Raw genomic sequence first — 23,676 nt, forward strand, 5'->3', positions numbered from 1 at the left:
CGCGAGGGGCGGAGTTTCACGTGAAACAATCGCGGCCGCCCTATACCATCCCGGCGCCGACGCGCCGCGCCCGCTTGCGCCGTCGCGATCTCGAACGGGGATCCGCCATGATCGTCTGGAACCGCCGCGCCGTCGGCCTCGGCCTGCTCGCCGCGCCCCTCGCCGCCGCCCTCCCCGCGTCCCCGGTCCTGCCCGCGCGCGCCGCGGAGGCCGAGCCGGACTGGGCCGCCATCGAGCACCGGCTCGGCGGCCGCCTCGGGATCGCGGCCGCCTCGGCGGACCGCGTCCTCGCCGCCTACCGCGCCGACGCGCGCTTCCCGATGTGCAGCACCTTCAAGGCGCTGGCGGTGGCGGCGGTCCTGGCGCGGGTCGATGCCGGCCGCGAGACCCTCGACCGGGTCGTCAGCTACGGGGCCGGGGACCTCCTGAGCTACGCGCCCGTGACCCGGAAGGCGCTGGAGGCCGGCGCCGGGACCGGGCGGATGAGCGTCGCGGACCTGTGCGCGGCCACGCTGATCTGGAGCGACAACACGGCCGCCAACCTGCTCCTGGCGGATCTCGGCGGCCCAGAGGCGCTGACCGCGTGGTTGCGGACCACCGGCGATCCTGTCACCCGCCTCGACCGGACCGAGCCGACTCTCAACACCGCACTGCCCGGCGACCCGCGCGACACGACCACGCCGGACGCCATGCGGGCGACCCTGGGCCGTGTCCTCCTCGGAACCGTCCTGTCGACGGACTCGCGCGCCCGGCTGGAGGCCTGGATGGTCGCCTGCGAGACCGGCCGGAAGCGCCTGCGGGCTGGCCTGCCGCCCGACTGGATCGCGGGCGACAAGACCGGGAGCGGCGACAACGGCACCGTCAACGACGTGGCGATCCTCCGGCCGCCGGGGCGCGCCCCGATCCTCGCGGCGGTCTACGTCACGCAATCGACCGCTTCCCCCGACACCTGCGCGGCGGCCTACGCGGAGATCGGCCGTCTCATCGCCGCGCGCGCCCATTCGACCTGACCGGACGAACCATGAAGACAGCCGCCAAGACACCCAACAAGACACTTTCCAAGACGACCCGCGCGACGCTCGCCCTCGACAAGGCCGGCATCCGGTACAGCCTCCACGTCTACGCGTACGATCCGGACGCGCCGCGCATCGGCCTGCAGGCCGCGGAAGCACTCGGGGTGGACCCGGGACGCGTGCTGAAGACCTTGATGGCGTCGGTGGACGGACGGACAGTCTGCCTGCTCGTGGCCTCCGACAGGGAGGTGTCGATGAAGCGGGTCGCCGCCGCCTTCTCGGGCAAGGCCGCGTCCATGCTCAAGCCGGCCGATGCCGAGCGGCTGACCGGCTACCATGTCGGCGGGATCAGCCCGCTCGGACAGAAGCGGTCCTTCCCGACCGCGATCGACGCCGGATCCCTGACCGAGCCGGCGGCCGAGATCCACGTCAACGGCGGCGGCCGCGGCTTGCAGATCCGGCTGACCGAGGGCGATCTGGCCGCCGTTATGGACGCCCTCGTCGTGTCGCTGACGTGATCCCGCGGTAATCACTCGTTTACTCTGCCGTCGCACGGTGTCGCCTTCCGACAGAGACGAAGGCGGCGCAGGGGCGGCATGCGGGAGACGGCGCGCAGGGCGGTGACGGCGCTCGGACTCGTCCTGCTGCTCGCGGTACCGGGCCGGGCGGCCGATCTCGACGTCCGCTACGGCGCCGAGGCGGGCGTGGGCGGCAGCCCCCGCTTCTTCCCGCGCAACGACGGCCTCGACCGTCGGCCGGTCTACGCGGTCCGGTCCCGTCGCGTGCCGGTGGGCTGCACGCCCCGGCGGGTGCCCGTGCCGACCAACGCCCCGGACGATCCGAGCTACGTCGGCTCCGAGTACGGCCTGGGGCATCCGAGCTATTACGGCTTCACGCCGCCGCTGGGCGTGGACGACCCCTTCGGGCGCTCCCTCCTGCCCTACTGCCCCTGACGCCGACCGCGACGGCGCGGTCCGGCGTCGACTGCCGGATTCCACCGCCCCGCATCATGCTCTAGACCGGCCCTGCCCTCCCCCGGAGCCCGTGCCGTGTCCGAGTCGACCTTCCAGTCCTTCCGCGACCTCGCAGCCCTGCGCGGATGCGTGGCCGCGTGGCGCGCGGCGGGCGAGCGCGTCGTCCTGATCCCGACCATGGGCGCCCTGCACGACGGGCACCTCGCCCTCGTGGCCGAGGCGCGGCGGATCGGCCGCCGGACCGTGGCCAGCATCTTCGTCAATCCGACCCAGTTCGGCCCGAACGAGGATTTCGCCCGCTACCCCCGCGACCTCGACGCGGATCTGGCCCTGCTGGCGGGGGCCGGCGCGGACGCCGCCTGGACGCCCGGCGCCGAGACCATGTACCCGCCGGGCTTCGCCACCCGGATCGAGGTCGCGGGCCTGACCGAGGGGCTGTGCGGGCCGTTCCGGCCCGGCCATTTCGCCGGCGTCGCCACGGTGGTGACCAAGCTCCTCAACCAGGTCCGGCCGGACGTCGCCCTGTTCGGCGAGAAGGACTTCCAGCAGCTCCGCGTGCTCCAGCAGGTGGCCGCGGATCTCGACCTCGCGGTGGAGATCCGCGGCGTGCCGACCGTGCGCGAGCCCGACGGCCTCGCGCTGTCGTCGCGCAACCGCTACCTCTCGGCCGAGGAGCGCGCTGTCGCCCCGAAGCTCCAGGCCGTCCTGGCCGAGATCGCCTCCGCCTCCCGCAACGGCACCCCGGTGGCCGGCCGGATCGCCGCCGGGCGGGCGGCGCTGGAGGCGGCGGGGTTCCGCGTCCAGTACCTCGCGGTCTGCGATGCCCGGACCCTGGTGCCGGTGGAGCGGGTCGACGGCCCGGCCCGCGTCATCGCCGCGGCCTTCCTGGGCCGGACCCGGCTGATCGACAATCGCGCCGTCTAGGCCGGCGCCGGTCCGACCGCCGACGGTCGTGGCCGCCGGGCCACGACGCGCGGATTTCCGGCTTTAACTGCGCCAGGTGATTGGCGCCGCCCGGCCGACCTGCTCTCTGCTGGTCGCGTGATCGGAACGCGCACCGCACCGGCCATCCTGGCCGTGTCCCTCGCCCTGGCGGGCCCCGCCAGCGCCGGCGAGGACGCGTTCGAGGGGATGGCCGGCCCCTACGGCGAGCGCCTGCGCTACGACGCGAAGGGGTTGACGCTCACCTTCCCCGAGCCCGACGTGAAGCTCCAGATCGGCGGGCGGCTGCACATCGACGGCGGCGCGGCGGGTTTCAGCCGGCCGGACCTGCCCGAGGCCTTCCCCGACAACGTCGCCGTGCGCCGGGCCTGGATCGAGCCGACGCTCACGATCGGCCGCGACTGGGTGATCGCCTTCCAGTACGATTTCGCCGACCCGATGCTGCCGATCAACGACGCGCTGGTCGCCTGGAAGGGGCTTCCGGACACGATCCTGACGCTCGGCAACATGAAGGAGCCCTTCAGCCTGGAATGGCTGCAGAGCAACAACGACACGCTGTTCGCCGAGCGCTCGGTGGCCAACGCCCTCGTGCCGGAGCGCCGGTTCGGCTTCGCCGCCGGGCACCACGGGGCGGCCTGGACCGCGGTGGTCGGCGTCTTCGGCAACGCCGCCAGCAGCGGCATCGACGGGGACGGTGTCGCGGTGGCGGCCCGCGCCACCGTCGCGCCGATCATGGAAGGGGACGAGACCCTGCATCTCGGTCTCGCCGGGGTCTTCCGCAGCCGGTCCCGGTCGGACGGGGCCTTCAGCTTCTCCAGCCCCGCCGGCGCCTTCCTGTTCGAGCGCCCCCTGGTGGATACGGGCGACCTCCCCGACGCCGCCAGCGTGTCGCGCCTCGGCGCTGAGCTGGCCTACCGCCGCGGTCCGCTCCTGGTGCAGGCCGAGTACATCCGGGCCACGCTGCAGCCGTTCCGCGGTCCCGGCCAGCCCGGCGCCGCGCTCGATTTCCAGGGCGGCTACGTCGAGGCGGCCCTGGTGCTCAACGGCGAGGGCCGCGCCTACGCGCTGACGCCGCAGAGCGGCACCACCTACGCGACCTTCCGGGGCGTGACGGTTCCGGAGGCGCAGCGGCTCTCCCGGGGCGGGATCGGGGTGTTCGAGCTGGCGGCGCGCTACAGCGCCGTCGACCTGGACGCCCGGGGCTTCCGCGGGGGCATGGAGCAGGACGTGACCCTCGGTCTGAGCTGGTATCCCGAGCCCAACCTCCGGTTGATCGGGAACGTCGTGCACGGGCGCGTGCAGCCGGGGGTGGCCCAGGCCGAGACGCTGGGCACCCGCCCGTTCTCGGTCGACACGGTGATCGCGCGCCTGCAGATCTACTGGTGACGGGGACCGCCGGGCCGGCAGCGTGCCCGGGCACGGCCCCTCACACGGGCTCTCACACCGCCCTGCGCAGGACCGACCGGAACGGGCGCCGCTCCGGCTCCGGCGGGGGCGTCGGCTCCTCGGCGGGCGGGGTCGCCAGGACCTCCGCGCGCACCGGGCGCGGAGCCGCGAAGGCCGTCCCCTGCGCGAACGGCACGTCGAGGTCGATCAGGTCCGGGACGTCGGCCTCGTCGGCGACGCCCGTGGCGACGACGCGGATCCCGGCCCGGGCCAGGGCCGGCGCGGTGTCCTCCAGGGCGATGTCCGACAGGGTGCCGCGGCCCGCGCCGGGCCGGAGCAGCATCTCCGCCGGCACCTTGACCTGCCCGATGCCGAGCGCCGCGAGTTCGGCCGCATCGAAGCGGAGGTCGTCCGGGCGGTCGAGGCTGAACCCGATCCGACCCTGCAGGGGCGCGAGCAGGCCCCGCTGGCCGGCATCGAGACGGCGCCAGCTCTCCTGCGGCAGCGCGATGGTCAGGCCGGCCAGGGCCGGATCGTCGGCGGCCGTACGGGCCAGCTCGCGCAGGAGGCCGGGCTCGAACAGCGACAGCGGCGACAGCCCGTAGGTCAGCAGGGTCTCGCTGCCGCGCCGGGCGAGGTGGCGCGCCACGATCGTGGCCCGCTGCAGCATGCGGCGGTCGAGTTCGGTGGTGCGCCCGTAGCGCTCCAGCACCGGCAGGAAAACCTCGGGCTCGGCCGGCGGCGCGCCGGGGCCGCCGATCCGCAGCCGGGCCAGCGCCTCGTAGGCCACCACCTTGCGCTGCGGCAGGGTGACCACCGGCTGCAGGTGGATCTCCAGACCGTCCCCCTCGAAGGCCGCGACGATCGCGCCCTCGTCCGCGGGGGGGATTGCGGGCCGGGGCGGGATCGGCCGCGGCGGAATCGGCCGCGCCGGGACGGACGGGGCCGAGGCCGGGGCGAGCTGAGACCGGGGCGGGACTTGCTCGAGCGGGGCGGCCTGAATCTGCGGAGGCGGTACCGGCACGGGCTGCGGCGACGGGGCCGCTGCGGCATCCGGAAGGGCTGCGCCGGGCACCGCGGGCAGGGGCCGGGGCGCCTCGGCGGGTGCGATCGCGGGCCCGATCTCGGGCGCGATCTCCGGCTTGGCCTTGAGGCCCGCGATCTCGGCATCCTGGGCGCTCACGACCGTGGTGAGGTCGCGGACGATCCCGCTGAGGAGCCCGAACTCGACGGTCAGTTCCTCGATCTGGGCGCGCAGGGCGGCCTCGGCGGTCTCGGGCCGCGGCTGGGCCGCCGCGGTCGCGGCCGCCGTCTCGACCTTGAGCAGGCGCCGGGACAGCAGATCGACCTCGCCGGACAGCTTCTCGCAGCGCGCCTTGAGGGTGGCGATACGGGTCAGGGCGAGACCGCCCGCCAGGGCGGCCGCGGCGCCGAGCGTCAGGGCACTCCAGAGCGGCAGGAACACCGCGAGCGGCCCGAGAACGACGAGCCCGAGAAGGCCGACCGTCAGCAGCCCCGCGTACCGGCCGAGGACCGGGACCATCGTCTGAACACCTGCCAGGAACGCGCGCCGGTCGCCGGGGGACATCCCGAGCGATCCCCACCGGGCGCGAACCGAATCGCAGGATCATTGGCCGCCCGCACCCCGCCCGGCAAGGCTCAGGGACCGCGATGGCGCGTCGCCGCCTGTTAATTCCGGGCGGTGTGACGCCCGCGCCCGCTGGAACGTTGCGGATTCATCACGGCGGACCCGATTGCGGGGCGATCCGGGGAGGGTTGCGCGGCTTGCGAATGCGGACGGGATGAAAAAGGACCATAAAGCGTGGCCATGACGCCCGCCCCCCCGCGTACTCCCCGATTTCGCGCCGTTCTCGGCGCCGGCGCGCTCCTCGCGACCCTCGGCACGACGGCGCCGCGGGCCGCGGATCTCGGCGCGGATCTTCCGCGCACCACGCCGACCTTCGCGATGGTCGATCCCAACACTTGGATCGTCACGCTGAGCGGCTCGATCCAGGCCGTGCCGCGCTATCCGGGCGCGAGCGACTACACGGCCGTCGGTTACCCGTCGATCGACATCCGCCGGGTCGGCGAGCCGCGCCGCTTCTCGACGCCGGACGACGGGTTCAGCTTCTCGCTCTTCGACACCGAGTCGTTCCGCATCGGCCCGACCGCGCGCTTCGTGCCGGGGCGCTACTACGGCGACGACCGGCGCCACCTGTACGGTTTCCGCGACGCCCGCTTCGCCGTGGAGCCCGGCGTGTTCGCGGAGTTCTACCCGGTCTCGTTCATCCGGACCCGCGTCGAGCTGCGCCAGGGCGTCTACGGGCACCACGGAACGGTCGGCTCGGTGGCGGCCGACTACCTGATCCCGGCAGAGAAGTTCCTGTTCTCCATCGGGCCACGCCTCAATGTCGGCGATGCCAGCTACGCCCGGAAATACTTCGGCGTCTCGCCGATCGAGGCGGCGCTGAATGGGCGCGTCACCCCCTACGATCCGCGCAGCTTCTACTCGGCCGGCGTGCTCGGCGGCGTGACCTACACGCAGAGCGAGACCTGGGCCTACACGGCCTATGCCGGCTACACCCGGATCCTGGGCGCCTCCGGCAACAGCCCGCTGGTGCGGCGCCCATTCGGCAACCCCAACCAGTATCAGTTCGGCCTGCGCATCGATTACGCCTTCCGCATGCCGGCGCTGTTCTGAGCCGACACCCGGCTTGCGCCGGCCCCGCCGGGCCCCGACATCCCGGGGAAGCGGTTATGGAGGCCCCGATGGACGAGACGCGCGCCGACCTGCTGATGCGGGTCGAGGGCATGACCTGCGACGGCTGCGCCGCCGCGGTGACCCGCACGGTGAAACGGATCGATCCCGCGGCCGACGTGCAGGTCGACCGGGACGCCGCGCGCGTGGCGATCCGCACCGACGCGCAGGCGCTGACCATCGCCGAGGCCCTGACCAAGGCCGGCTACACCGCGACGGCCATGACCGGCTGAGCCGGCTCGGCGCCCCGCGTTCGCGGGCCGCGGGAGGCACCGTGCGGCCGTCCGCGCGCACGGTGCGGTCCTCCCGGCCGGCGCGACGCTCGGCCGGGAAGCCTGGCGGGAAGCCTGGCCCGAGACGACGCGCCCCCGGGAACCGCCCTCAGGAGCGGCTCAGGAACATCCCGGTCAGGAGCAGGGCAAAGCCCGCGAGGCCGAACAGGCCTTCCTTGCGCCGGGTGCGGTCGAGGAAATGGGCGGCGGCGCCGGCCGCGCAACAGGCGGCGCCCAGGCCGATTGTCAGCGACGACATCTCGAGTCTCCTCCTCGCGCGTCGCTCGGCGGCGCGGCGAAAACGGTCCCTCTCGTGGGCCTGCCGGACGGCGTTGTCCGCACAGGATCGCGTCACGGCGCAAGATTTGCACGGCCCGCAGCTGCTGACAAGGCGCGACGCCCAAGTCCTCGCGGGCTCCGCGACAGCAATGCGCGTGGGAACGACAGATCTTCGCGGGGCGGGCGCTCTGAATACCGCATTCAGAGGATCCGCCGCCGGCAAGGGGGCGTCGTTGCGGCGGGCGGGACGCGTTGACCCGCGCGCCTTCGCGCGCTTAGACCTCCCGGCAGATCCGCCGGTCCCGCGCCCACCCGCCGTGCACGGCCAGGGGCGCTCCTCGCACCCGCGGCGGGATGTCCGCGAAAGGCTGCTCGGTACCCGATGCTCACCCCCTCCTCCGCCCGGTTCGACGTCGCGGCCGTCGGCGGCGGCCATGCCGGCGTCGAGGCCGCCGCCGCCGCGGCGCGCTGCGGCGCGCGCACCGCGCTGGTCACCCACGATCCGGCGACGATCGGGGCGATGTCCTGCAACCCGGCGATCGGCGGCCTCGGCAAGGGCCACCTCGTCCGCGAGGTCGATGCCCTGGACGGTCTCATGGGCCGGGTCGCCGACGCGGCCGGCATCCAGTTCCGCCTGCTCAACCGCCGCAAGGGTCCGGCGGTGCGCGGCCCCCGGACCCAGGCCGACCGCAAGCTCTACGCGGCCGCCATGCAGGCGGCCGTGGCCGGGACCGAGGGGCTGACGGTCATCGCCGGCGCCTGCGAGGATCTGGCCTTCGACGCCGAGGGCCGCCTCCGCGGCCTCGTCCTGGCCGACGGCCGAACCCTCGCCTGCGGCGCGGTTGTACTGACCACCGGCACGTTCCTGCGCGGCCTGATCCATATCGGCGAGCGGCAGATCCCGGCGGGCCGCGTCGGCGAGGCGCCGGCGGTCGGGCTGGCGCGGACCCTCGACCGGATCGGCCTCCGCCTCGGGCGCCTGAAGACCGGCACGCCCCCGCGCCTCGACGGGCGGACCATCGACTGGTCCGGCCTGGAGATGCAGGAGGCCGACGCCGAGCCGGTGCCGTTCTCGACGCTGACCGAGCGGATCACGACTCCGCAGATCCGCTGCGGCATCACGCGGACGAGCCGGGCCGTCCACGACCTGATCCGCGCCAACCTGCACCGCTCGCCGATGTATTCCGGCGGCATCGCCAGCCGAGGCCCGCGCTACTGCCCGTCGATCGAGGACAAGGTCGTGCGCTTCGGCGACCGGGAGGGGCACCAGATCTTCCTGGAGCCCGAAGGTCTCGACGACCCGACGATCTACCCGAACGGCATCTCCACGGCGCTGCCCGAAGAGGTGCAGCACGACCTCGTCCGCCTGATCCCCGGACTGGAGCGGGCCGCGATCCTGAGGCCGGGCTACGCCATCGAGTACGATTACGTGGACCCCCGGGAACTCGACGTCGGCCTCCAGGTGAAGAGCCTGCCGGGCCTGTTCCTGGCCGGCCAGATCAACGGCACGACGGGCTACGAGGAGGCCGCCGGCCAGGGGCTGGTGGCCGGCCTCAACGCCGCCCGGCACGCGGGCGGCCTCGGCATCGCGGGCTTCGACCGGGCCGAGTCCTATCTCGGCGTGATGATCGACGACCTCGTGACCCAGGGTGTCAGCGAGCCCTACCGGATGTTCACCTCGCGCTCGGAGTACCGGCTGTCCCTGCGGGTCGACAACGCCGACGCCCGGCTGACGCCGCGCGGGATCGCGCTGGGCTGCGTCGGGGGACACAGGGCGGCCCATTTCGCGGCCGGGCAGGCGGCGCTCGACGCGGCGCGCGCCCGCCTTGACGCGGTGAGCCTGACGCCGAGCCAGGCCGCGGCCCACGGGATCGTCCTGAACCGCGACGGCATCCGCCGCACCGGCTTCCAGCTCCTCGCCTACCCGGAGATCGGCTGGTCCGACCTGGCGGCGGTGTGGCCGGACCTCGCCGAGGTCGCCCCGCGGATCGCCGACCGGATGAAGACCGACGCGACCTACGCGGTCTATCTCGACCGGCAGGACGCCGACATCGCGGCCTTCCGCCGGGACGAGGCCGTGCGCCTGCCGGCGGGGCTGGACTACGCGGCGATCAGCGGCCTCTCGAACGAGATGCGGGTGAAGCTCGAGACCGTGCGCCCCGGGACCCTGGGACAGGCGGCGCGGATCGAGGGCGTGACGCCGGCCGCCCTCACCCTGCTGGCCGCCCACGCGCGGCGCGGCGCGCGCGCGGCGTCGTCCCCCGCGGACCGGCTCCCGGCATGAGCGATCCGGATCGCGCCCGCATCCTGGCGGCGGCCGGTGTTTCACGTGAAACAGCGGAGCGGCTCGACCTCTACGTGGCGCAGCTGCGGCGCTGGCAGCCGATCAAGAACCTCGTCGGCCCAGCGACGCTGACGGAGGTCTGGAGTCGCCACATCGACGACGCGCTGCAGCTCCTCGACCTCGCGCCGGAGGCCCGCACGTGGCTCGATCTCGGTTCCGGCGCGGGGATACCGGGCCTGATCCTGGCCATCGCCGGACGGGAGCGCGGCGTTCGGGTCGACCTCGTCGAGAGCAACGCGCGCAAATGCGCGTTCCTCACCGAGACCGCCCGGCTCACCGGGGCGCCGGCGCGGGTGCGCAACGCCCGGATCGAGGCGGTGATCGGCGAGTACGTCGGGACCGACGTGGTCTGCGCCCGCGCCCTCGCCCCGATGGCGCAGCTCCTCGCCTGGACGGAGCCTCTGTTGAAAACGGGCACCACCGGCCTGTTTCCGAAGGGGCGGGACGTACAAGCCGAATTGACCCAGGCCGGCGCGCAGTGGAGAGTCGTTAACGACCTCGTGCCGAGCCGGACCGATTCCGAAGCCCGGATCGTGCGCGTCACTGCCCTCGCCGCCCCGAGCCACCGATGAGCGAAGCGATCCTCGGCGACCCCGCCGACAGGTCCATGGATTCATCCATGCGACGCCCTCTGCGCGTTCTGGCGCTCGCCAACCAGAAGGGCGGCGTCGGCAAGACCACGACCGCGATCAACCTCGGCACCGCCCTGGCGGCGATCGGCGAGGACGTGCTGGTCGTCGATCTCGACCCGCAGGGCAACGCCTCCACGGGTCTCGGGATCGACCGCGCCAAGCGCCGGGTCTCGACCTACGAGGTCATGGCCGGCGAGGCCTCGCTGGCGCAGGCGGTGGTCCCCACCGCCGTGCCGCGGCTGTCGCTGGCGCCCTCGACCATGGACCTCCTCGGCCTGGAACTTGAGCTGGCCACCCTCCCCGATCGGGCGCACCGGCTGCGCGGCGTGCTGAAGAGCCTGACCCAGGCGCCGAGCCTCAGCCGGATCAGCTACGTGCTGATCGACTGCCCGCCCTCGCTCAACCTGCTGACCATCAACGCGCTGGCGGCCGCCGACGCGGTGCTGGTGCCGCTGCAGTGCGAGTTCTTCGCCCTGGAGGGCCTCAGCCAGCTGCTGCGCACCGTCGAGCAGGTCCGCGGCGCCCTGAACCCGAAGCTGACGATCCAGGGCATCGTGCTGACGATGTTCGACCCGCGCAACAACCTCTCCGCCCAGGTCGTGGCGGACGTGCGCGGCTTCATGGGCGACAAGGTCTACGAGACCGTGATCCCCCGCAACGTCCGGATCTCCGAGGCGCCCTCGCACGGGAAGCCGGCGCTGCTGTACGACCTGAAATGCGCCGGCAGTCAGGCCTACCTGCGCCTCGCCTCGGAGGTGATCCAGCGCGAGGGCCGGGTTCCGGCCGCGGCCTGACGGGTTTGAGTCCCCCTCCCGGTTCGAGGGGCGAGTGTGGAGCGTGACACGGGTGGCGATCATGGCGGAGGAGGGGGCGAAGCCTCGACTGGGGCGCGGGCTCGCGGCGCTGATCGGTGACTTCAACGAGGCCGGCAAGGCCTCGGCCAAGGCCGAGGAGCAGCGCCGGGTCCCGATCGAGTTCCTGCGCGCCAACCCGCGCAACCCGCGCCGGAGCTTCGCCGAGACGGAGCTGTCCGAGCTGGCGGCCTCGATCGGCCAGCGGGGCATCATCCAGCCGATCGTGGTCCGCCCGATCGGCGACGTGCCCGGGACCTTCGAGATCGTGGCCGGCGAGCGGCGCTGGCGGGCCGCCCAGCGCGCCGGCCTCGACGAGGTGCCTGTGGTGGTGGTCGAGATCGACGATCGCGGCTCCCTGGAATTCGCCATCCTGGAGAACGTCCAGCGCACCGACCTCAACGCGATCGAGGAGGCGTCCGGCTACGAGCGCCTGATGAAGGATTTCTCGTACACCCAGAAGGAGCTGGCCGAGATCCTCGGCAAGAGCCGCAGCCATCTCGCCAACACGCTCCGGCTGCTCAACCTGCCGCTGTCCGTGCAGGAGCGGGTCACCGCGGGCGAGCTGACCGCCGGCCACGCGCGCGCGCTGCTGGCCGTGCGCGATCCGGAGGCGACGGCGCGGCGCGTCGTGGCCGAGAGCCTGTCGGTCCGGGACGTGGAGGCGATCGCCTCCGCGGAGGCCGCCCCGGCCGAGACGCCCCGCCCCGGGCGCCCGCGCCTCTCGGCCGAGCGTCCCGCGACGGTGCGCGACCTGGAACTGCGGATCCACCGGGCCCTCGGCGTCCCGGTCTCCTACAAGCCCAAGGACGCCGATTCGGGCGAGATCCGCATCCGCTACGAGACCCAGGACGAGCTGCAGGCCCTCCTCAACCGGTTCAAGGTCTCGGACGCCTGAGGAACCGTCCCGGCCAGCCCGGGGGCCCGGGCTCAGCGAGCCCGGCGCGGGGTCGGCGCGGGCCCGGCACGAGGGTGGTCAGCAGGCCGCGGCGCGCGGTGGTAGAGGGCGCGGTGTCTCGCTCAGGTCAGGCGGTCCGGGCCGGGCGATGGAGCATCGACATCGCGCGTCGGTGTCCGCGTCGGGTCGTGTCGCAGCCGTCTCGCATGCGGGCCTCTCCGGCCGGGACCGTCGCGCGGTACCCCCCTCTCCGGTGCGGGATAGGCAATCCGCGCCACCGACGGCGCGGCCTCAGCGCCGCCGCCGCGCACCCGCCTCCGCGACCCGCAGGAGGGCCGCCGAGGCCAGCGCGTGGGCCAGGTCGGGCTCGGCCCGCCGGCAGGCGAGGACGGCCTCCTGCAGGGCCGCCACGGCCTGCCGGAGGGTCCCGGGCGGCCACGCACCGAGCTGGCCCTCGATGCTGGCCCTGCGCTTGAAATGCAGGCCCCGCCACGTCGCCACCATCGTGGCGGGCGTCTTGTCGGGATTGTCGAGGCGGGTGGTGAGCAGCGTCAGGGCGTGCCGCAGCGCCGAGCCCAGCACCACGCCCGGGTCGAGGCCCTCGTGCCGGAAGCGGCGGTAGTCGCGCTCCACCGCGTCGCGGCGGCCGTCGAAGGCGGCGTCGATCAGGGTGTTGAGCACGCTCGCCGCGACGTCGCTGGTCACGGCCTCCACGTGCTCGAGGGTCACGGTCCAGTCCCCCTCCCCCGCGGCGTAGAGGGCGAGCTTCTCGATCTCCATCAGGCTCGCCCGGCGGTCGCCGCCGAGGCTGCGGGCCAGGACCTCCCGGGCGGCGCGGTCGATGCGCAGGCCGCGCTCCTGGAGGGTGCGCTCGATCAGGTCCGAGAGGGTCCGCTCGTCGTCGGCGTAGCAGGGGATCGCGAGCGCCTTCGGCGAGCGCTCGCAGAGGGTGCGGAGCGGGTTGTTCTTGGCGAGGTCGCCGGCCTCCACCACGATGCGGGCGTCGGCGACCGCCGCGCCCAGCACAGCCTCGACGGCCGGCGCGTAGTTGCGGGTGCCGGGCCGGACCCAGATCGACCGCCGGCCGCCGAACAGCCCCAGGGTCCCGGCCTCGTCGCACAGCCGGCCCGGATCGGAGGCGAGGGCGTCGCCGTCGATCCGCACCAGCGCGAAGGGGTCGGCCGGGTCGTCGACGAAATCCTCGGCGAGCTTCCGGGCCCGCTCGGTCACCAGGCCGGTATCCGGCCCGAAGACCAGGATGACGGGGATGCGCGGATCGGGCCCGCGCCGGATCAGCCCCTCGATCTCGCCGGCCTTGACCGCCGTCACGTCGGATTACGGCTTCGTCGAGAGGACGGCGGCGAGGCGGCTCTTGATCTGGTCGGACAGCACGCTGGCCAGACGGATCTCAGCGTCCCGCGCCGCCCGCTGGCTGGCGAAGCGCTGCACCGAGCGGTCGTAGGTCGCCGTCGAGGTGGCGACGCCCTCGGTGTAGACCTTGGTGCCGCCCATATCCTCCAGGCTGTACTTGATGTTGGCCACCAGGGTGCCGGCCTCGGCGCGGCCGGTGGTGGAGGAGACGATCGGGGTCTGCACGATCTCGGAGCCCGAGAGCTTCAGCCGGTAGCGCTTGGTCGCCGGGTGGCCGGACCCGTCGAGGTCGAAGACCAGCTCGCTGCGCAGGTAGTGGCCGAGGCGCTCCTGGCCCTGGGCCATCGCGACGTCGTCGACCTGGACCGAGGCGAGCAGGGCCTGGACGGATTCCCCCGAGGCGGTCGGCCCGTAGAGCGGCCGGAAGCAGGCCGAGAGGCTCAGCGCCAGGCCGGTCGCGCAGGCGAGGCGGGCGATCCGCCCCGCGATGGAAACTCCCGAACCCACCATCCGCCGTCGTTCCGCCCCTGCCTGTCGGATCGTTCTAGCGCGGACACGGCGTTCCGCGCCACGACGCTACGGGGCAAACGTTACGATTCCTCTGCGGCAAGAGCGTGGTCGCCCGGTTTCCGAATGTGAGGCTGCGGCCGTCCGGAGAGCCCGGGATCGACCGGGCCGCCTAGGCAATCGCCGCGAGGTAGGCCGAGACCGTCACGACGGCCAGCACGGTCGAGACCAGCACCACGGTGGCGGTCAGGTCAGCCTCGCGCCGGTAGAACTCCGCCAGCATGAACGGCCCGGTGCCGGTGGGGAGGGCAGCCATGAGCACCGCGGTGTGCAGCAGGAGCGGGGGCAGGTCGAACAGGTAGCGGCCGAGGCCGTAGGCCAGGAGCGGGTGGAGCACCAGCTTCAGGCCGACGAGCAGCGCGGCGGTGCGCCCCTGCCCGCCCCCGGTCTGGCGGGGCTGGGCCAGGAACAGGCCGAGCGCCACCAGGGCGCAGGGCGCCGCCGCGCCGCCGAGGAGCTTCAGGAACGTGGCCACCGCGTCCGGCACGGCGAGGCCGGCGCTCGGCACCAGCGCGCCCAGCGCCGGTGCCACCAGCAGCGGGTTGCGCACCAGCGAGCGGCCGACCGTCCACCACACGGGCCGGCGCGCCCCGCCGCCCCTCCCCGACGCGGCCGCCTCGCGCCGCAGCCCGGTCTCGATGAGCACGATCGCCACCGCGAAGACGCCGCAGACCGTGAGGATCGCCGCCACCGTGGTGGGCGCGAGCGCCTCCGGCCCGAAGGCGACGAGCGCCAGCGGGAAGCCCATGAAGCCGGTATTGGCGTAGCCGGCGTTGAGCCCGTCGACCGCGGCGTCCGCCAGCGGCCGCCCCGCCCCGCCGCGGATCAGCACGGCGAGGGCGAAGATCGCGAGGCTGCTGAGTCCGAAGGCGCCGATGAAGCCGGGCTTCCAGATGGTGCTCCAGTGGGCGTGCGCGGTCACGTCGAACAGCAGCGCCGGCAGGGCCAGGAAGACCACGAACCGGTTGAGTTCGGTGGTGGCGGCGGCCCCGAGCACGCCGACGCGCCGGGCCAGCCAGCCGGCGAAGATCAGCGCGAAGATCGGCAGCACGACCAGCAGGGTCGAGAGCATGGCGGGTCCGGGTCGGAGGACGATGCTCCGGCCTTAGGACGGTTTCCGATCCCGGCTCCAGTGCCGGGGACGGGGACCTGCCATGCCGCGGCCCCCGCTCCCGGACATTACCAGCGGTAGATCAGGCTGCCGATGACCGTCGCGGGCGCGCCGCGGTAGCAGAACCCGGCCTGGCAGGTCGTGTAGCTGCGGTCGAAGATGTTGGACGCGTTGATCTGCGCGCGGAAGCCCCTGTACTTCGGGTCGAGGGCCGCGAAATCGTAGGCGACCAGCGCGTCGAACAGGGTCACGGTCGGGTTGCGGACGGTGTTCTCGTCGTCGGCGAAGCTCGTCCCGGCGTAGCGGACGCCGCCGCCCAGTTGCAGGCCGGCCAGCGGCGAGCCGGGCGCGAATTGATAGGTCCCGAAGGCGGTGAAGCTGTCGCCCGGGATCCCCGAGAGGGCGTTGCCGTCGATCGGCCGCCCGGTGACCAGGGAGGTCTGGCGCAGATAGCGAAGGTTGAGGTGGGCGTAGGACAGCGTCAGGTTGGTTCCCGGCGCGAAGTTCGCCGTCAGCTCGGCCTCGAACCCTTTCGATTCGACCGACCCGGTCGCGACCTGATTGGCGATGTTGTTCGGATCCTGCCGCAGGAGCGACGATTGCACGATGTCGAACCCTGAGAACGACGTCGTGATGTTGGTGTTCGGGATGGCCGCCTTCACGCCGGCCTCGATCTGGTCGCCGGTCGCGGCCTTGAACGGGTTCCCGTTCACGTCGACGCCGACCTGCGGCGTGAAGGTCGTGGCGTAGCTGGCGTAGGGCACCAGGAAGTCGGTGAGCAGGTAATTCAGGCCGATGCGGCCCGAGAAGGCCCGATCGGTCTGGTCGGCGACCGTGCCGGCCGTCCGGTCGCTCGTGTTCTGGAAGACCCAGTCGTGCCGGCCGGTGAGGGTCAGCACGAAGCGCCCGAGCTTGGCCTGATCCTGCAAGTAGGCGCCGATCTGATCCTGCGCTTGGCTCTGGAAGTTCGTGTAGCGCGGCCGGGCGATGACCTGCTGCCCGTAGTTCAAGGTCAGGAGGTTGAGGTCCGGCGCGGCCCCGAAACCGAAGGCGCGCGTGTAGTCGTAATGGGCGTAATCGACCCCGCCGATCAGGGTGTGCTGGATCGGACCGGTGGTGAAGCGGCCCTCGAGCTGGTTGTCGAGGGAGATCTGGCTCAGCGTGTCCAGGTAGGCGCCGGCCGTCCGCGCGCCCAGGGTCCGGGCCGGGTTCAGCCCCGTGATCGACGTGTAATCGTAATCCGCGCGGACGTCGTAGTAGCGAAAGTTCTGACGGAAGATCAGGTCCGGCGAGAACCTGTGCTCGAAGGCGTAGCCGACGCGATACTGCTGCTGCTTGTACTGGTTGAGCGCCGGATCGCCGGAGTAGAAATTGGTCACCCGGAAGCCCGGATCGTTGTAGAAGAAGGACGTTCCCGGCAGGCGCGACTCGAAATACTCGCTGAGGAAGGTGAAGCTGGTGTCAGAATCCGGGCGCCACGTGAAGGACGGGGCGATGAAGGTGCGGTCGTCGTCTCCGCCGGGCAGGTAGGTGTTGGACTGGCGCTTCACGCCGGTCACGCGGTAGGCCATCGTCCCGTCGGTGCCCGCCACCGGGCCGCCGATGTCGAAATTGCCCTGGAAGCGATCGTAGTTGCCGGCCTGAAACTGCACCTCTCCAAAGGGTACGAAGACCGGGCGCTTCGAGGTCGAGTCGACGATGCCGCCGGGCGAGCCGAGACCGTAGAGGCCCGAGGCCGGCCCCCTCAGGATGGTGACCGCGTCCAGCCCGTAGGGCTCGCTGCGCGGGATCGTCAGGCCGACGGCATTGAGGCGCAGACCGTCGCGGAAGATGCCGTTGTAGGTCGCGCTGAAGCCGCGGATGTAGAAGGCATCGTAGCGGGGATCGAAGCCGAACACGCTGCTCGACACGCCCGGCGTGTAGGCGATCGCCTGGGCCAGATCCTGCACGTTGCGGTCGTTGAGCTGCTCGCGGGTGACCACGGAGACCGATTGCGGGGTCTCGAGCAGGGGCGTGTTGGTCTTGGTCGCCGCGGGACTCACGCGCGCCACGTATCCGGTGACGCCGGAGGGGCCGCCGCCACCGCCGCTGGTGGCCGCGCCGCCGCCGTCGCCGCGGCTGACATTGTCGCCGCCGCCGCCGACGCCCGTCGGGGCCGCGGCGGCCGGGCGGGCGGCCTCCACGGAGATCTCGTCGAGCTGGACGGCGGCGCCCTGCGCGGCGGCCGCCGGGACCAGGGCGACGGTGGTCAGCGCGGTGGTGGCGAGGAGCAGACCGGACGGAGCGGAACGAAACGACATCGGGGACCCACGAACGCGCCTCTACACGGCGCCCGGGGCTCCCGTACCATCGATCACGGCCGCTCGATCAAGCCGAAAACGTGTTGCAAATCACACACTTGGAAGCGTTCAAATCTACAATCGTTCGCGCCTAGAACTCGAGCGGGGGCTCCCGCAGGGCGGTCGCCTCCCGGGTGCAGGCGGCCTGATCGGGAACCGTCCCGGGGCTGGCGAGGGCGCCGCGAAGCTCGGCGCGGGCCTTGTCGAGATCGGCGCGGAAGGCCGCGTCGCCCATCAGGGCGGCGAAGACCGCGGTGCCGGTCAGGCGTCCCGCGGCCACGTCGCTGAGCCAGTGCACGCCGCAGACGATCCGGCTCTCGCCGTAGGCCCGGCCGCGGGCCAGGATCGGGGTCGCCTTCTCGGGCACCAGAGACGCGAGGATCAGCGCGTAGGCCCAGCCCTGCGTGGCGTGGCCCGACGGGTAGCTGAAGCTGTCGGCCAGGGCCTGGCTGCGCTGCACGCAGATCGGCGCCTCGTTGCCGACGAACGGGCGGAGGCGCCGGTAATGGACCTTGGGTCCCCGCGTCGCCCGGGCGAGATCCAGGCGGGCGCGCTCCAGGAGGTTGATCACCGCCGGCACCCGCGCCTGATCGATCCGGGTGCCGAGCACGCAGGCGAAGTTCTCCAGGACGGCGGCGGCGCCCTCGGACACGTCGTTGGCGGCCAGCTCCCAGCGCGGCGACCCCTTGAGGGCGCGGGTGCTGTTGAAGGCCGCCCGGTCGGCCTTGTCGAGGGGCGCGTCGTGGGCCGGCGGGGAGGGCAGGAACTGGACGGCGTCCGGCACCGCCGCGTCGGCCAAGTAGGGCTTCACGGCCGGCTTGCCGGGCTTCAGCGTGTCGGCACCGAGGGACGGGGCCGCGGGCGTTGCCGGGGGGGCCGAGGGGGCAGGGCGGGGGGAATCGTCGGCGCGAGCCGCGACGGTCAGGAGGAGGACGAGGGCGGCCGGGGCGAGGAGGGGCAGGGACGGCGTGCGCAGCATCGGATCCGGGACTCTCTCGGATGGAATCTGCGGGGCGCGCCCGCTGCCGGAGGAACGGCTCAGCCGGCCCGTTCAGTCCCTGCACAGGCACACACGCCTGTCCAGGGCGGGGCGGCGGCGATCCGGGCCGCTTGTCACACGCGCCGGCCCGCGCGCCGCGCTCACGCCGCCCGGATCGCGGCGGCCACGGCGTCCGGATGCTCCTCGTGCGGGCTCAGGGCGCCGGGGATCGCGGCGGCGGTCACGCGGCCGCCGGCGACGAGGGCGTCCATCTCGGCGCCCGAGCGCCGCGGGGCGCCCGCGGGGCGCAGCACCAGGGTCGGCGGCAGGCCGTCGCCGAACAGGGCCAGGAAGGCGTCGCGGCTGCCCACCGGGTCGAGGCCGCCGGTGACGAAGGCGGCGGTGCCGAAGCGGCCGTTGCGCTGGCGGGTGATGGCGTGCTTGTCGCGGATCACCGCCGGGGTGACCCGGGCCGCGTCGGCGTAGACGTGGGCGCGCATCATCCGGCCGATGATCGGCGGGCTGATGTTGATCCGGTAGAGCGCCTCGCCGAGGATCGGGGCCTCCACGGCCCGTCGGATGCGCGGGAACCAGTGCGCCCGCCCCGGCATCGCGGTGGGCAGCGGTCCCCGCCAGGTCGGGGCCACCAGGACCAGCCGCCCGAAGGCCCGCGGGTGGCGCCGCGCCGCCGCCACGAGGTAGCCGGCGGCGTGGCCGGCCGCGACGCCGAGGGCGTAGGGGCCGGGCGCGGCCGCCAGCAGGGCGTCCAGGAAGGCGTGGAAGGTCGCCGGGGCGAGGGGCACCCGCGCCCGCGGCCGGGCGCCGAAGCCCGGCCAGTCGGGGACGAGGCAGCGGTACTCCGTCCCGAGGCGGCCGGCGAGGCCGCGCATCTCGGCCCGCGCCGAGATGGTCGACAGGGCCGGGAGCAGGAGCGCGTCCGGCCCCGCCCCGATCCGGTCGCAGGGGGTCGGCACCGTCCGGCCCGCCACCGTCAGGGTCAGCTCGGACGTCTCCATCGCGCTCCCGCCAGGTCCCGGATGAATCAGGTGCGCAGCAGCTCGTTGATGGCGGTCTTGGACCGCGTGCCGGCATCGACGCGCTTGACGATCACCGCGCAGTAGAGGCCCGGGCCCGGCGTGCCGTCCGGCAGCGCCTTGCCGGGCATCGTGCCCGAGACGACCACCGAGTAGGGCGGCACCCGGCCGTACATGACCTCGCCGGTGGTCCGGTCGACGATCTTGGTGGAGGCGCCGATATAGACGCCCATGGACAGGACGCTGCCCTGGCCGACGATGACGCCCTCCGCCACCTCGGCGCGGGCGCCGATGAAGCAGTCGTCCTCGATGATCACCGGGTTGGCCTGGAGCGGCTCCAGGACGCCGGCGATGCCGGCGCCACCCGAGATGTGGCAGTTCTTCCCGACCTGCGCGCAGGAGCCGATCGTCACCCAGGTGTCGACCATCGTGCCCTCGCCGACATGGGCGCCGAGATTGACGAAGCTCGGCATCAGCACGGCGCCGGGGGCGATGTAGGAGCCCCGGCGGACGAAGCAGCCCGGCACGGCGCGCAGGCCCGCGGCGCGGAACTCGGCCTCGCCCCAGCCGGCGAATTTCGACGCGACCTTGTCCCACCAGGGCGCGCCGCCGGGGCCGCCCTCGATCGTCGCCATGTCGTTGAGGCGGAAGGAGAGCAGCACCGCCTTCTTCAGCCACTGGTTCACCACCCAGTCGTGGTTGCCCGACTTCTCGGCGACGCGGGCCTTACCCGAATCGAGCAGCTCCAGGGCCGCCTCGACCGCCTCGCGCACCGCGCCCTTGGTGGCGGTCGACACGTTGGCGCGGTCGTCCCAGGCGGCTTCGATGGTCTGGGCGAGATCGGAATGGGCGAGATCGGAATGGGGCTTGCCGGCCTGGGACATGGGACGGGTCAGAACTCTTGCGGCGGGAGCCCGTGCTTACAAGCGGCCACCGGAGCTGTCACCTGAGGAGATGCCGTCGATGACCTCGAGCAGTTCGCGCACCTGATCGAGATCGGTCACCAGGCCGGCGAGGTCGTCCGCCAGGGTGTCGTGGACGGCCCGCGCGGCGGCGGGGAACTCCTCCAGCACGCGGCGCATCAGCATCGGAGTGATCCGCATCACCGCGGCGCTCCCCTCGGCCCGGGCCTCGGTCGGGCGCGTCCCGCGCACGAACAGGGCGAGCTGGCCGATCAGGGCCGAGCGCCCGGCCCGCACCGGCTCGGCCGTCGGAACCCGGGGCTCCAGGCGGATCGTGCCCGCCATCACCACGAAGCCGCCATCGGCCGGATCGCCGCGGGCGAAGAGCAGGTCGCCGTCCGCGAGGTCGCGCCGCTCGGCCGCGAAGGTCAGCAGGCGCAGGGCGTCCCGGTCGAGGAAGCCGAACAGCGGCGCGGCCGCGAGGATCGCGATATCGTCGTCGAGCCCCAAGAACGCCTCACCACCCTGCGCATACGCGAACCCGCCGGATCGCCTACACGTAAAGCTTCAATTCGTCAGGGCAGCAACTTGTATCCGCCGCCCTCGGTCACGAGGATCGCGGCGGTGGCGGGGTTCGGCTCGATCTTCTGGCGCAGCCGGTAGATATGCGTCTCCAGCGTGTGCGTGGTCACCTGGGCGTTGTAGCCCCAGACCTCGGCCAGCAGGGTGTCGCGGTTCACCACGGCCCGGCCCGCCCGGTAGAGGAAGCGCAGGATCGCGGTCTCCTTCTCGGTGAGCTTCAGCTTGGAGCCGCGCTCGCCGACGAGGAGCTTGGCGCCCGGGCGGAACGTGTACGGGCCGATCTGGAAGACCGCGTCCTCGGAGGCCTCGTGGCTGCGCAGGTGGGCGCGGATCCGGGCCAGCAGGATGCCGAACTTGAACGGCTTGGTGACGTAGTCGTTGGCGCCGGCCTCCAGCCCCTCGACGTGGTCCGCCTCGGAATCCTGGGCGGTCAGCATGATCACCGGGCCGCGGAAGCCGGCGGCGCGCATCCGGCGCACAGCCTCGCGCCCGTCGAGGTCGGGCAGGCCGACATCCATGACGGCGAGGTCGATCCGCTCCGCGGCGACCCGCCGGATCGCGTCGGTGGCGTTGGCCTCGGTGAAGACCGTGAACTCGTCGCAGAGATCGAGCTGCTCGGTCAGGGTATCGCGCAGGACCGCGTCGTCGTCGCAGATCAGCAGGCGGTAGACATTCGGCATCGTCCGGGCCCCAATGCGTGCTGCGGGAGGGGCGAGGGCCGCCTGCCGGGTGCAGCATGCGATGATGTCAGATCTCGGCAGGATCGCGGGACGACCCTACCCAGGCTTGTGTTTCCGCATCCTTTCGCCGCCGTGACAAGCGCCCCGGCGAACGGGCTGCGGGATCGGGGGCGCGCCGCTCCGGGATCACGGCGGCGGTCCCCGCGGCGCGGCGGGGGGCTGGCGCGCTCCCGAATCCCGGCTCGGCGGCCCGGGTTCAACCGAGAGATAGAGCATCCTTTGTGGCCGGAAGTTGCCTTGTGCGCAATTTTTCACCGGTTCGAAGTACCGATCCCGGGCATAAGGCCCCGGGACCGGGCGGATTCGGGAGGACGGAGATGCGGCGGCCGAGCAGGGGACCCATCCGCCTGACCCTGGGGGAGATCCGCGTCCGCGCCCTCGTCGGGGACCGGCGGCGTGGGCAGCTCCTCGTCGGCCCGGCGGTGATTCCCTGCGCCCTCGGGGCGGGCGGGATCGTCGGCGACAAGCGCGAGGGCGACGGCGGCTCGCCGCGCGGGCGCTTCCGCCTGCGCGGCGGCGCGTACCGGCCCGACCACCTCGCGGTCCGGCCGCGCACGCTGCTGCCCCTGCGGGCGACCCGCCCCGACGACGGCTGGTGCGACGAGAGCCGGGACCGCCGCTACAACCGGCCGATCCGCCTGCCGGCCCCGGGGGTCAGCACCGAATCGATGTGGCGGGGCGACGGGCTCTACGACGTGGTGATCGACCTCGACTACAACCGCGCCCCGATCCGGAAGGGGCGGGGCTCGGCGATCTTCCTGCACATCGCCCGTGACGGCTACCGCCCCACGGAGGGCTGCGTCGCCCTGGCCCGGGCCGATCTCCTGCGCCTGCTCGGGCGCCTCGGGCCGCGGACGCACCTGCGGATCGGCTGAGGCCCGGGCACAGGTTCAGGCCCGGGCCCAGCGTCATGCCTTCCGGGTCCGGGCCCCGAAGATCGCGGTCCCGACCCGGACATGGGTGGCGCCGAGCTGGATCGCCGCCGGGAAGTCCGCGCTCATGCCCATGGAGAGGATCGGCAGGTTGTGCTCGTGGGCGAGCCGGGCCAGCAGGGCGAAATGGGCCGAGGGCGGGTCGTCCGCGGGCGGGATGCACATCAGGCCCTGGATCGCCAGCCCGTGGGTCTCCTGGCACTCCGAGAGGAGGGTGGCGAGCTGGTCCGGGAGCACGCCGCCCTTCTGCGGCTCCGCGCCGGTGTTGACCTGGATGAGCAGCTTCGGGGTCCGGCCGGACCGCTCGATCTCCTTGGCCAGGGCCGCCGCGAGCGACAGCCGGTCGAGGGAGTGGATCACGTCGAACAGCGCCACCGCCTCCCGGGCCTTGTTGGATTGCAGCGGCCCGACGAGGTGCAGCTCCACGTCCGGGAAGCGGTGGCGGAGGGCCGGCCACTTCGCGGTGGATTCCTGGACGTAGTTCTCGCCGAAGACGCGATGGCCGGCCTTCAGCGCCGGCAGGATGCCCTCGGCCGGGACGGTCTTGGAGACCGCCACGAGTTGCACTTCGGCCGGGTCGCGCTCCGAATCCTCGGCCGCGCGGGCGATGGCGGCGCGCACCTCGGCGAGCCCGGCCGCGACATCGGCCTGACCGACGGGGAGCTTGTCGGTCCTCTGTCCCATCCCGTCGGTCGGAGGGGCATTCGTGCCGGTCGTCGCGTCGTCCATGGCGTGCCTGTCCTGTCGCTGCCGGGCGTCGGTCTGCGTGG

The 23,676-nt window shown here is 73.1% G+C and carries 24 protein-coding genes; 12 read left to right on the forward strand and 12 right to left on the reverse strand.

Annotated features, from left to right (window positions below; all coding sequences use genetic code 11):
* Nucleotides 1-107: 107 nt before the first annotated feature.
* The 5 genes from bla (at nucleotide 108) to ASG32_RS29850 (ending at nucleotide 4,315) form a co-directional block, all read left to right on the forward strand.
* A complete protein-coding gene (gene bla / locus ASG32_RS29830; RefSeq protein ID WP_056533506.1) occupies nucleotides 108-1,010 on the forward strand; it encodes a class A beta-lactamase in 903 nt (300 codons plus the stop codon).
* Nucleotides 1,011-1,021: 11 nt separating this feature from the next.
* Nucleotides 1,022-1,531 (forward strand): aminoacyl-tRNA deacylase, encoded by a 510-nt coding sequence (locus ASG32_RS29835; protein WP_056533509.1) that lies wholly within the window; start codon nucleotides 1,022-1,024, stop codon nucleotides 1,529-1,531.
* Between the two features lie 78 nt (nucleotides 1,532-1,609).
* Nucleotides 1,610-1,966, forward strand: a complete 357-nt coding sequence (locus tag ASG32_RS29840) for a hypothetical protein (protein ID WP_020094302.1) — start codon at nucleotides 1,610-1,612, stop codon at nucleotides 1,964-1,966.
* A 96-nt stretch (nucleotides 1,967-2,062) separates the two neighbouring features.
* Entirely contained in the window at nucleotides 2,063-2,911 is an 849-nt protein-coding gene (gene panC, locus ASG32_RS29845) for a pantoate--beta-alanine ligase (protein ID WP_056533511.1), read from the forward strand.
* A gap of 117 nt (nucleotides 2,912-3,028) precedes the next feature.
* Entirely contained in the window at nucleotides 3,029-4,315 is a 1,287-nt protein-coding gene (locus ASG32_RS29850) for a porin (protein ID WP_056533513.1), read from the forward strand.
* A gap of 52 nt (nucleotides 4,316-4,367) precedes the next feature.
* Here ASG32_RS29850 and ASG32_RS29855 read toward each other — a convergent pair whose 3' ends face one another.
* Nucleotides 4,368-5,903: an EAL domain-containing protein gene (locus tag ASG32_RS29855; RefSeq protein WP_082558114.1), complete on the reverse strand. Its 1,536-nt coding sequence runs from the start codon at nucleotides 5,901-5,903 to the stop codon at nucleotides 4,368-4,370.
* A gap of 240 nt (nucleotides 5,904-6,143) precedes the next feature.
* On the opposite strand from ASG32_RS29855, the gene ASG32_RS29860 reads away from it, so the two are divergent.
* Together ASG32_RS29860 and ASG32_RS29865 are read left to right on the forward strand one after the other, a co-directional pair.
* Nucleotides 6,144-7,016 carry a MipA/OmpV family protein gene (locus ASG32_RS29860; protein ID WP_244492316.1) on the forward strand — a complete coding sequence of 291 codons (873 nt, stop codon included), beginning with the start codon at nucleotides 6,144-6,146 and terminating at the stop codon, nucleotides 7,014-7,016.
* Between the two features lie 68 nt (nucleotides 7,017-7,084).
* The gene (locus tag ASG32_RS29865; protein ID WP_026605107.1) at nucleotides 7,085-7,306 is read left to right on the forward strand and encodes a heavy-metal-associated domain-containing protein; all 222 of its coding nucleotides are present in this window, start codon (nucleotides 7,085-7,087) and stop codon (nucleotides 7,304-7,306) included.
* Nucleotides 7,307-7,454: 148 nt separating this feature from the next.
* Here the strand turns inward: ASG32_RS29865 and ASG32_RS34660 are convergent, their stop codons facing one another.
* Nucleotides 7,455-7,604, reverse strand: a complete 150-nt coding sequence (locus ASG32_RS34660) for a hypothetical protein (RefSeq protein WP_020094296.1) — start codon at nucleotides 7,602-7,604, stop codon at nucleotides 7,455-7,457.
* A gap of 402 nt (nucleotides 7,605-8,006) precedes the next feature.
* Here ASG32_RS34660 and mnmG point away from each other — a divergent pair, with 402 nt between their 5' ends.
* The 4 genes from mnmG (at nucleotide 8,007) to ASG32_RS29885 (ending at nucleotide 12,349) form a co-directional block, all read left to right on the forward strand.
* On the forward strand, nucleotides 8,007-9,908 hold the full coding sequence (mnmG, locus tag ASG32_RS29870; protein ID WP_056533517.1) for a tRNA uridine-5-carboxymethylaminomethyl(34) synthesis enzyme MnmG: 1,902 nt from the start codon (nucleotides 8,007-8,009) through the stop codon (nucleotides 9,906-9,908).
* A complete protein-coding gene (rsmG, locus tag ASG32_RS29875; RefSeq protein ID WP_056533519.1) occupies nucleotides 9,905-10,540 on the forward strand; it encodes a 16S rRNA (guanine(527)-N(7))-methyltransferase RsmG in 636 nt (211 codons plus the stop codon). Before mnmG ends, rsmG begins: the two co-directional genes overlap by 4 nt.
* Nucleotides 10,537-11,394, forward strand: a complete 858-nt coding sequence (locus ASG32_RS29880; RefSeq protein WP_020094293.1) for an AAA family ATPase — start codon at nucleotides 10,537-10,539, stop codon at nucleotides 11,392-11,394. Before rsmG ends, ASG32_RS29880 begins: the two co-directional genes overlap by 4 nt.
* Nucleotides 11,395-11,455: 61 nt before the next feature.
* Nucleotides 11,456-12,349 carry a ParB/RepB/Spo0J family partition protein gene (locus tag ASG32_RS29885; RefSeq protein ID WP_026605106.1) on the forward strand — a complete coding sequence of 298 codons (894 nt, stop codon included), beginning with the start codon at nucleotides 11,456-11,458 and terminating at the stop codon, nucleotides 12,347-12,349.
* 291 nt (nucleotides 12,350-12,640) lie between these two features.
* Here ASG32_RS29885 and holA read toward each other — a convergent pair whose 3' ends face one another.
* The 9 genes from holA to ASG32_RS29930 all read right to left on the reverse strand — a co-directional run bounded on the left by holA (nucleotide 12,641) and on the right by ASG32_RS29930 (nucleotide 21,914).
* Complete coding sequence (holA, locus tag ASG32_RS29890; protein WP_056533521.1) at nucleotides 12,641-13,678, reverse strand: DNA polymerase III subunit delta; 1,038 nt, start codon at nucleotides 13,676-13,678, stop codon at nucleotides 12,641-12,643.
* Nucleotides 13,679-13,684: 6 nt separating this feature from the next.
* Nucleotides 13,685-14,230 (reverse strand): LPS assembly lipoprotein LptE, encoded by a 546-nt coding sequence (gene lptE, locus ASG32_RS29895; RefSeq protein ID WP_056533523.1) that lies wholly within the window; start codon nucleotides 14,228-14,230, stop codon nucleotides 13,685-13,687.
* A gap of 169 nt (nucleotides 14,231-14,399) precedes the next feature.
* Nucleotides 14,400-15,359: an AEC family transporter gene (locus ASG32_RS29900; protein WP_056533525.1), complete on the reverse strand. Its 960-nt coding sequence runs from the start codon at nucleotides 15,357-15,359 to the stop codon at nucleotides 14,400-14,402.
* 107 nt (nucleotides 15,360-15,466) lie between these two features.
* Nucleotides 15,467-17,698 carry a TonB-dependent siderophore receptor gene (locus tag ASG32_RS29905; RefSeq protein WP_056533527.1) on the reverse strand — a complete coding sequence of 744 codons (2,232 nt, stop codon included), beginning with the start codon at nucleotides 17,696-17,698 and terminating at the stop codon, nucleotides 15,467-15,469.
* A 130-nt stretch (nucleotides 17,699-17,828) separates the two neighbouring features.
* On the reverse strand, nucleotides 17,829-18,716 hold the full coding sequence (locus tag ASG32_RS29910; protein ID WP_056533529.1) for a phosphatase PAP2 family protein: 888 nt from the start codon (nucleotides 18,714-18,716) through the stop codon (nucleotides 17,829-17,831).
* A gap of 161 nt (nucleotides 18,717-18,877) precedes the next feature.
* Nucleotides 18,878-19,732, reverse strand: coding sequence for an alpha/beta hydrolase (locus ASG32_RS29915; RefSeq protein WP_056533531.1), 855 nt, complete (start codon nucleotides 19,730-19,732; stop codon nucleotides 18,878-18,880).
* Nucleotides 19,733-19,758: 26 nt separating this feature from the next.
* The gene (gene dapD, locus ASG32_RS29920; RefSeq protein WP_020094284.1) at nucleotides 19,759-20,634 is read right to left on the reverse strand and encodes a 2,3,4,5-tetrahydropyridine-2,6-dicarboxylate N-succinyltransferase; all 876 of its coding nucleotides are present in this window, start codon (nucleotides 20,632-20,634) and stop codon (nucleotides 19,759-19,761) included.
* A 36-nt stretch (nucleotides 20,635-20,670) separates the two neighbouring features.
* Entirely contained in the window at nucleotides 20,671-21,162 is a 492-nt protein-coding gene (locus tag ASG32_RS29925; RefSeq protein ID WP_020094283.1) for a Crp/Fnr family transcriptional regulator, read from the reverse strand.
* Between the two features lie 65 nt (nucleotides 21,163-21,227).
* Nucleotides 21,228-21,914: a response regulator transcription factor gene (locus tag ASG32_RS29930; protein ID WP_020094282.1), complete on the reverse strand. Its 687-nt coding sequence runs from the start codon at nucleotides 21,912-21,914 to the stop codon at nucleotides 21,228-21,230.
* 377 nt (nucleotides 21,915-22,291) lie between these two features.
* Here ASG32_RS29930 and ASG32_RS29935 point away from each other — a divergent pair, with 377 nt between their 5' ends.
* Complete coding sequence (locus tag ASG32_RS29935; protein ID WP_056533533.1) at nucleotides 22,292-22,849, forward strand: L,D-transpeptidase family protein; 558 nt, start codon at nucleotides 22,292-22,294, stop codon at nucleotides 22,847-22,849.
* 33 nt (nucleotides 22,850-22,882) lie between these two features.
* Here the strand turns inward: ASG32_RS29935 and ASG32_RS29940 are convergent, their stop codons facing one another.
* A complete protein-coding gene (locus ASG32_RS29940; protein WP_199866183.1) occupies nucleotides 22,883-23,590 on the reverse strand; it encodes a YggS family pyridoxal phosphate-dependent enzyme in 708 nt (235 codons plus the stop codon).
* Nucleotides 23,591-23,676: the final 86 nt, after the last annotated feature.

This window comes from Methylobacterium sp. Leaf361 (genome assembly GCF_001424445.1).
Taxonomy (GTDB): Bacteria; Pseudomonadota; Alphaproteobacteria; order Rhizobiales; family Beijerinckiaceae; genus Methylobacterium.

Coding starts and splice junctions, on each gene's coding strand:
- bla (WP_056533506.1), top strand. CDS start 108: ATGATCGTCTGGAACCGCCGCGCCGTCGGCCTCGGCCTGCTCGCCGCG.
- ASG32_RS29835 (WP_056533509.1), top strand. CDS start 1,022: ATGAAGACAGCCGCCAAGACACCCAACAAGACACTTTCCAAGACGACC.
- ASG32_RS29840 (WP_020094302.1), top strand. CDS start 1,610: ATGCGGGAGACGGCGCGCAGGGCGGTGACGGCGCTCGGACTCGTCCTG.
- ASG32_RS29855 (WP_082558114.1), bottom strand. CDS start 5,903: ATGTCCCCCGGCGACCGGCGCGCGTTCCTGGCAGGTGTTCAGACGATG.
- ASG32_RS29860 (WP_244492316.1), top strand. CDS start 6,144: ATGACGCCCGCCCCCCCGCGTACTCCCCGATTTCGCGCCGTTCTCGGC.
- ASG32_RS29865 (WP_026605107.1), top strand. CDS start 7,085: ATGGACGAGACGCGCGCCGACCTGCTGATGCGGGTCGAGGGCATGACC.
- ASG32_RS34660 (WP_020094296.1), bottom strand. CDS start 7,604: ATGTCGTCGCTGACAATCGGCCTGGGCGCCGCCTGTTGCGCGGCCGGC.
- mnmG (WP_056533517.1), top strand. CDS start 8,007: ATGCTCACCCCCTCCTCCGCCCGGTTCGACGTCGCGGCCGTCGGCGGC.
- rsmG (WP_056533519.1), top strand. CDS start 9,905: ATGAGCGATCCGGATCGCGCCCGCATCCTGGCGGCGGCCGGTGTTTCA.
- ASG32_RS29880 (WP_020094293.1), top strand. CDS start 10,537: ATGAGCGAAGCGATCCTCGGCGACCCCGCCGACAGGTCCATGGATTCA.
- ASG32_RS29885 (WP_026605106.1), top strand. CDS start 11,456: ATGGCGGAGGAGGGGGCGAAGCCTCGACTGGGGCGCGGGCTCGCGGCG.
- lptE (WP_056533523.1), bottom strand. CDS start 14,230: ATGGTGGGTTCGGGAGTTTCCATCGCGGGGCGGATCGCCCGCCTCGCC.
- ASG32_RS29900 (WP_056533525.1), bottom strand. CDS start 15,359: ATGCTCTCGACCCTGCTGGTCGTGCTGCCGATCTTCGCGCTGATCTTC.
- ASG32_RS29905 (WP_056533527.1), bottom strand. CDS start 17,698: ATGTCGTTTCGTTCCGCTCCGTCCGGTCTGCTCCTCGCCACCACCGCG.
- ASG32_RS29910 (WP_056533529.1), bottom strand. CDS start 18,716: ATGCTGCGCACGCCGTCCCTGCCCCTCCTCGCCCCGGCCGCCCTCGTC.
- ASG32_RS29915 (WP_056533531.1), bottom strand. CDS start 19,732: ATGGAGACGTCCGAGCTGACCCTGACGGTGGCGGGCCGGACGGTGCCG.
- dapD (WP_020094284.1), bottom strand. CDS start 20,634: ATGTCCCAGGCCGGCAAGCCCCATTCCGATCTCGCCCATTCCGATCTC.
- ASG32_RS29930 (WP_020094282.1), bottom strand. CDS start 21,914: ATGCCGAATGTCTACCGCCTGCTGATCTGCGACGACGACGCGGTCCTG.
- ASG32_RS29935 (WP_056533533.1), top strand. CDS start 22,292: ATGCGGCGGCCGAGCAGGGGACCCATCCGCCTGACCCTGGGGGAGATC.
- ASG32_RS29940 (WP_199866183.1), bottom strand. CDS start 23,590: ATGGGACAGAGGACCGACAAGCTCCCCGTCGGTCAGGCCGATGTCGCG.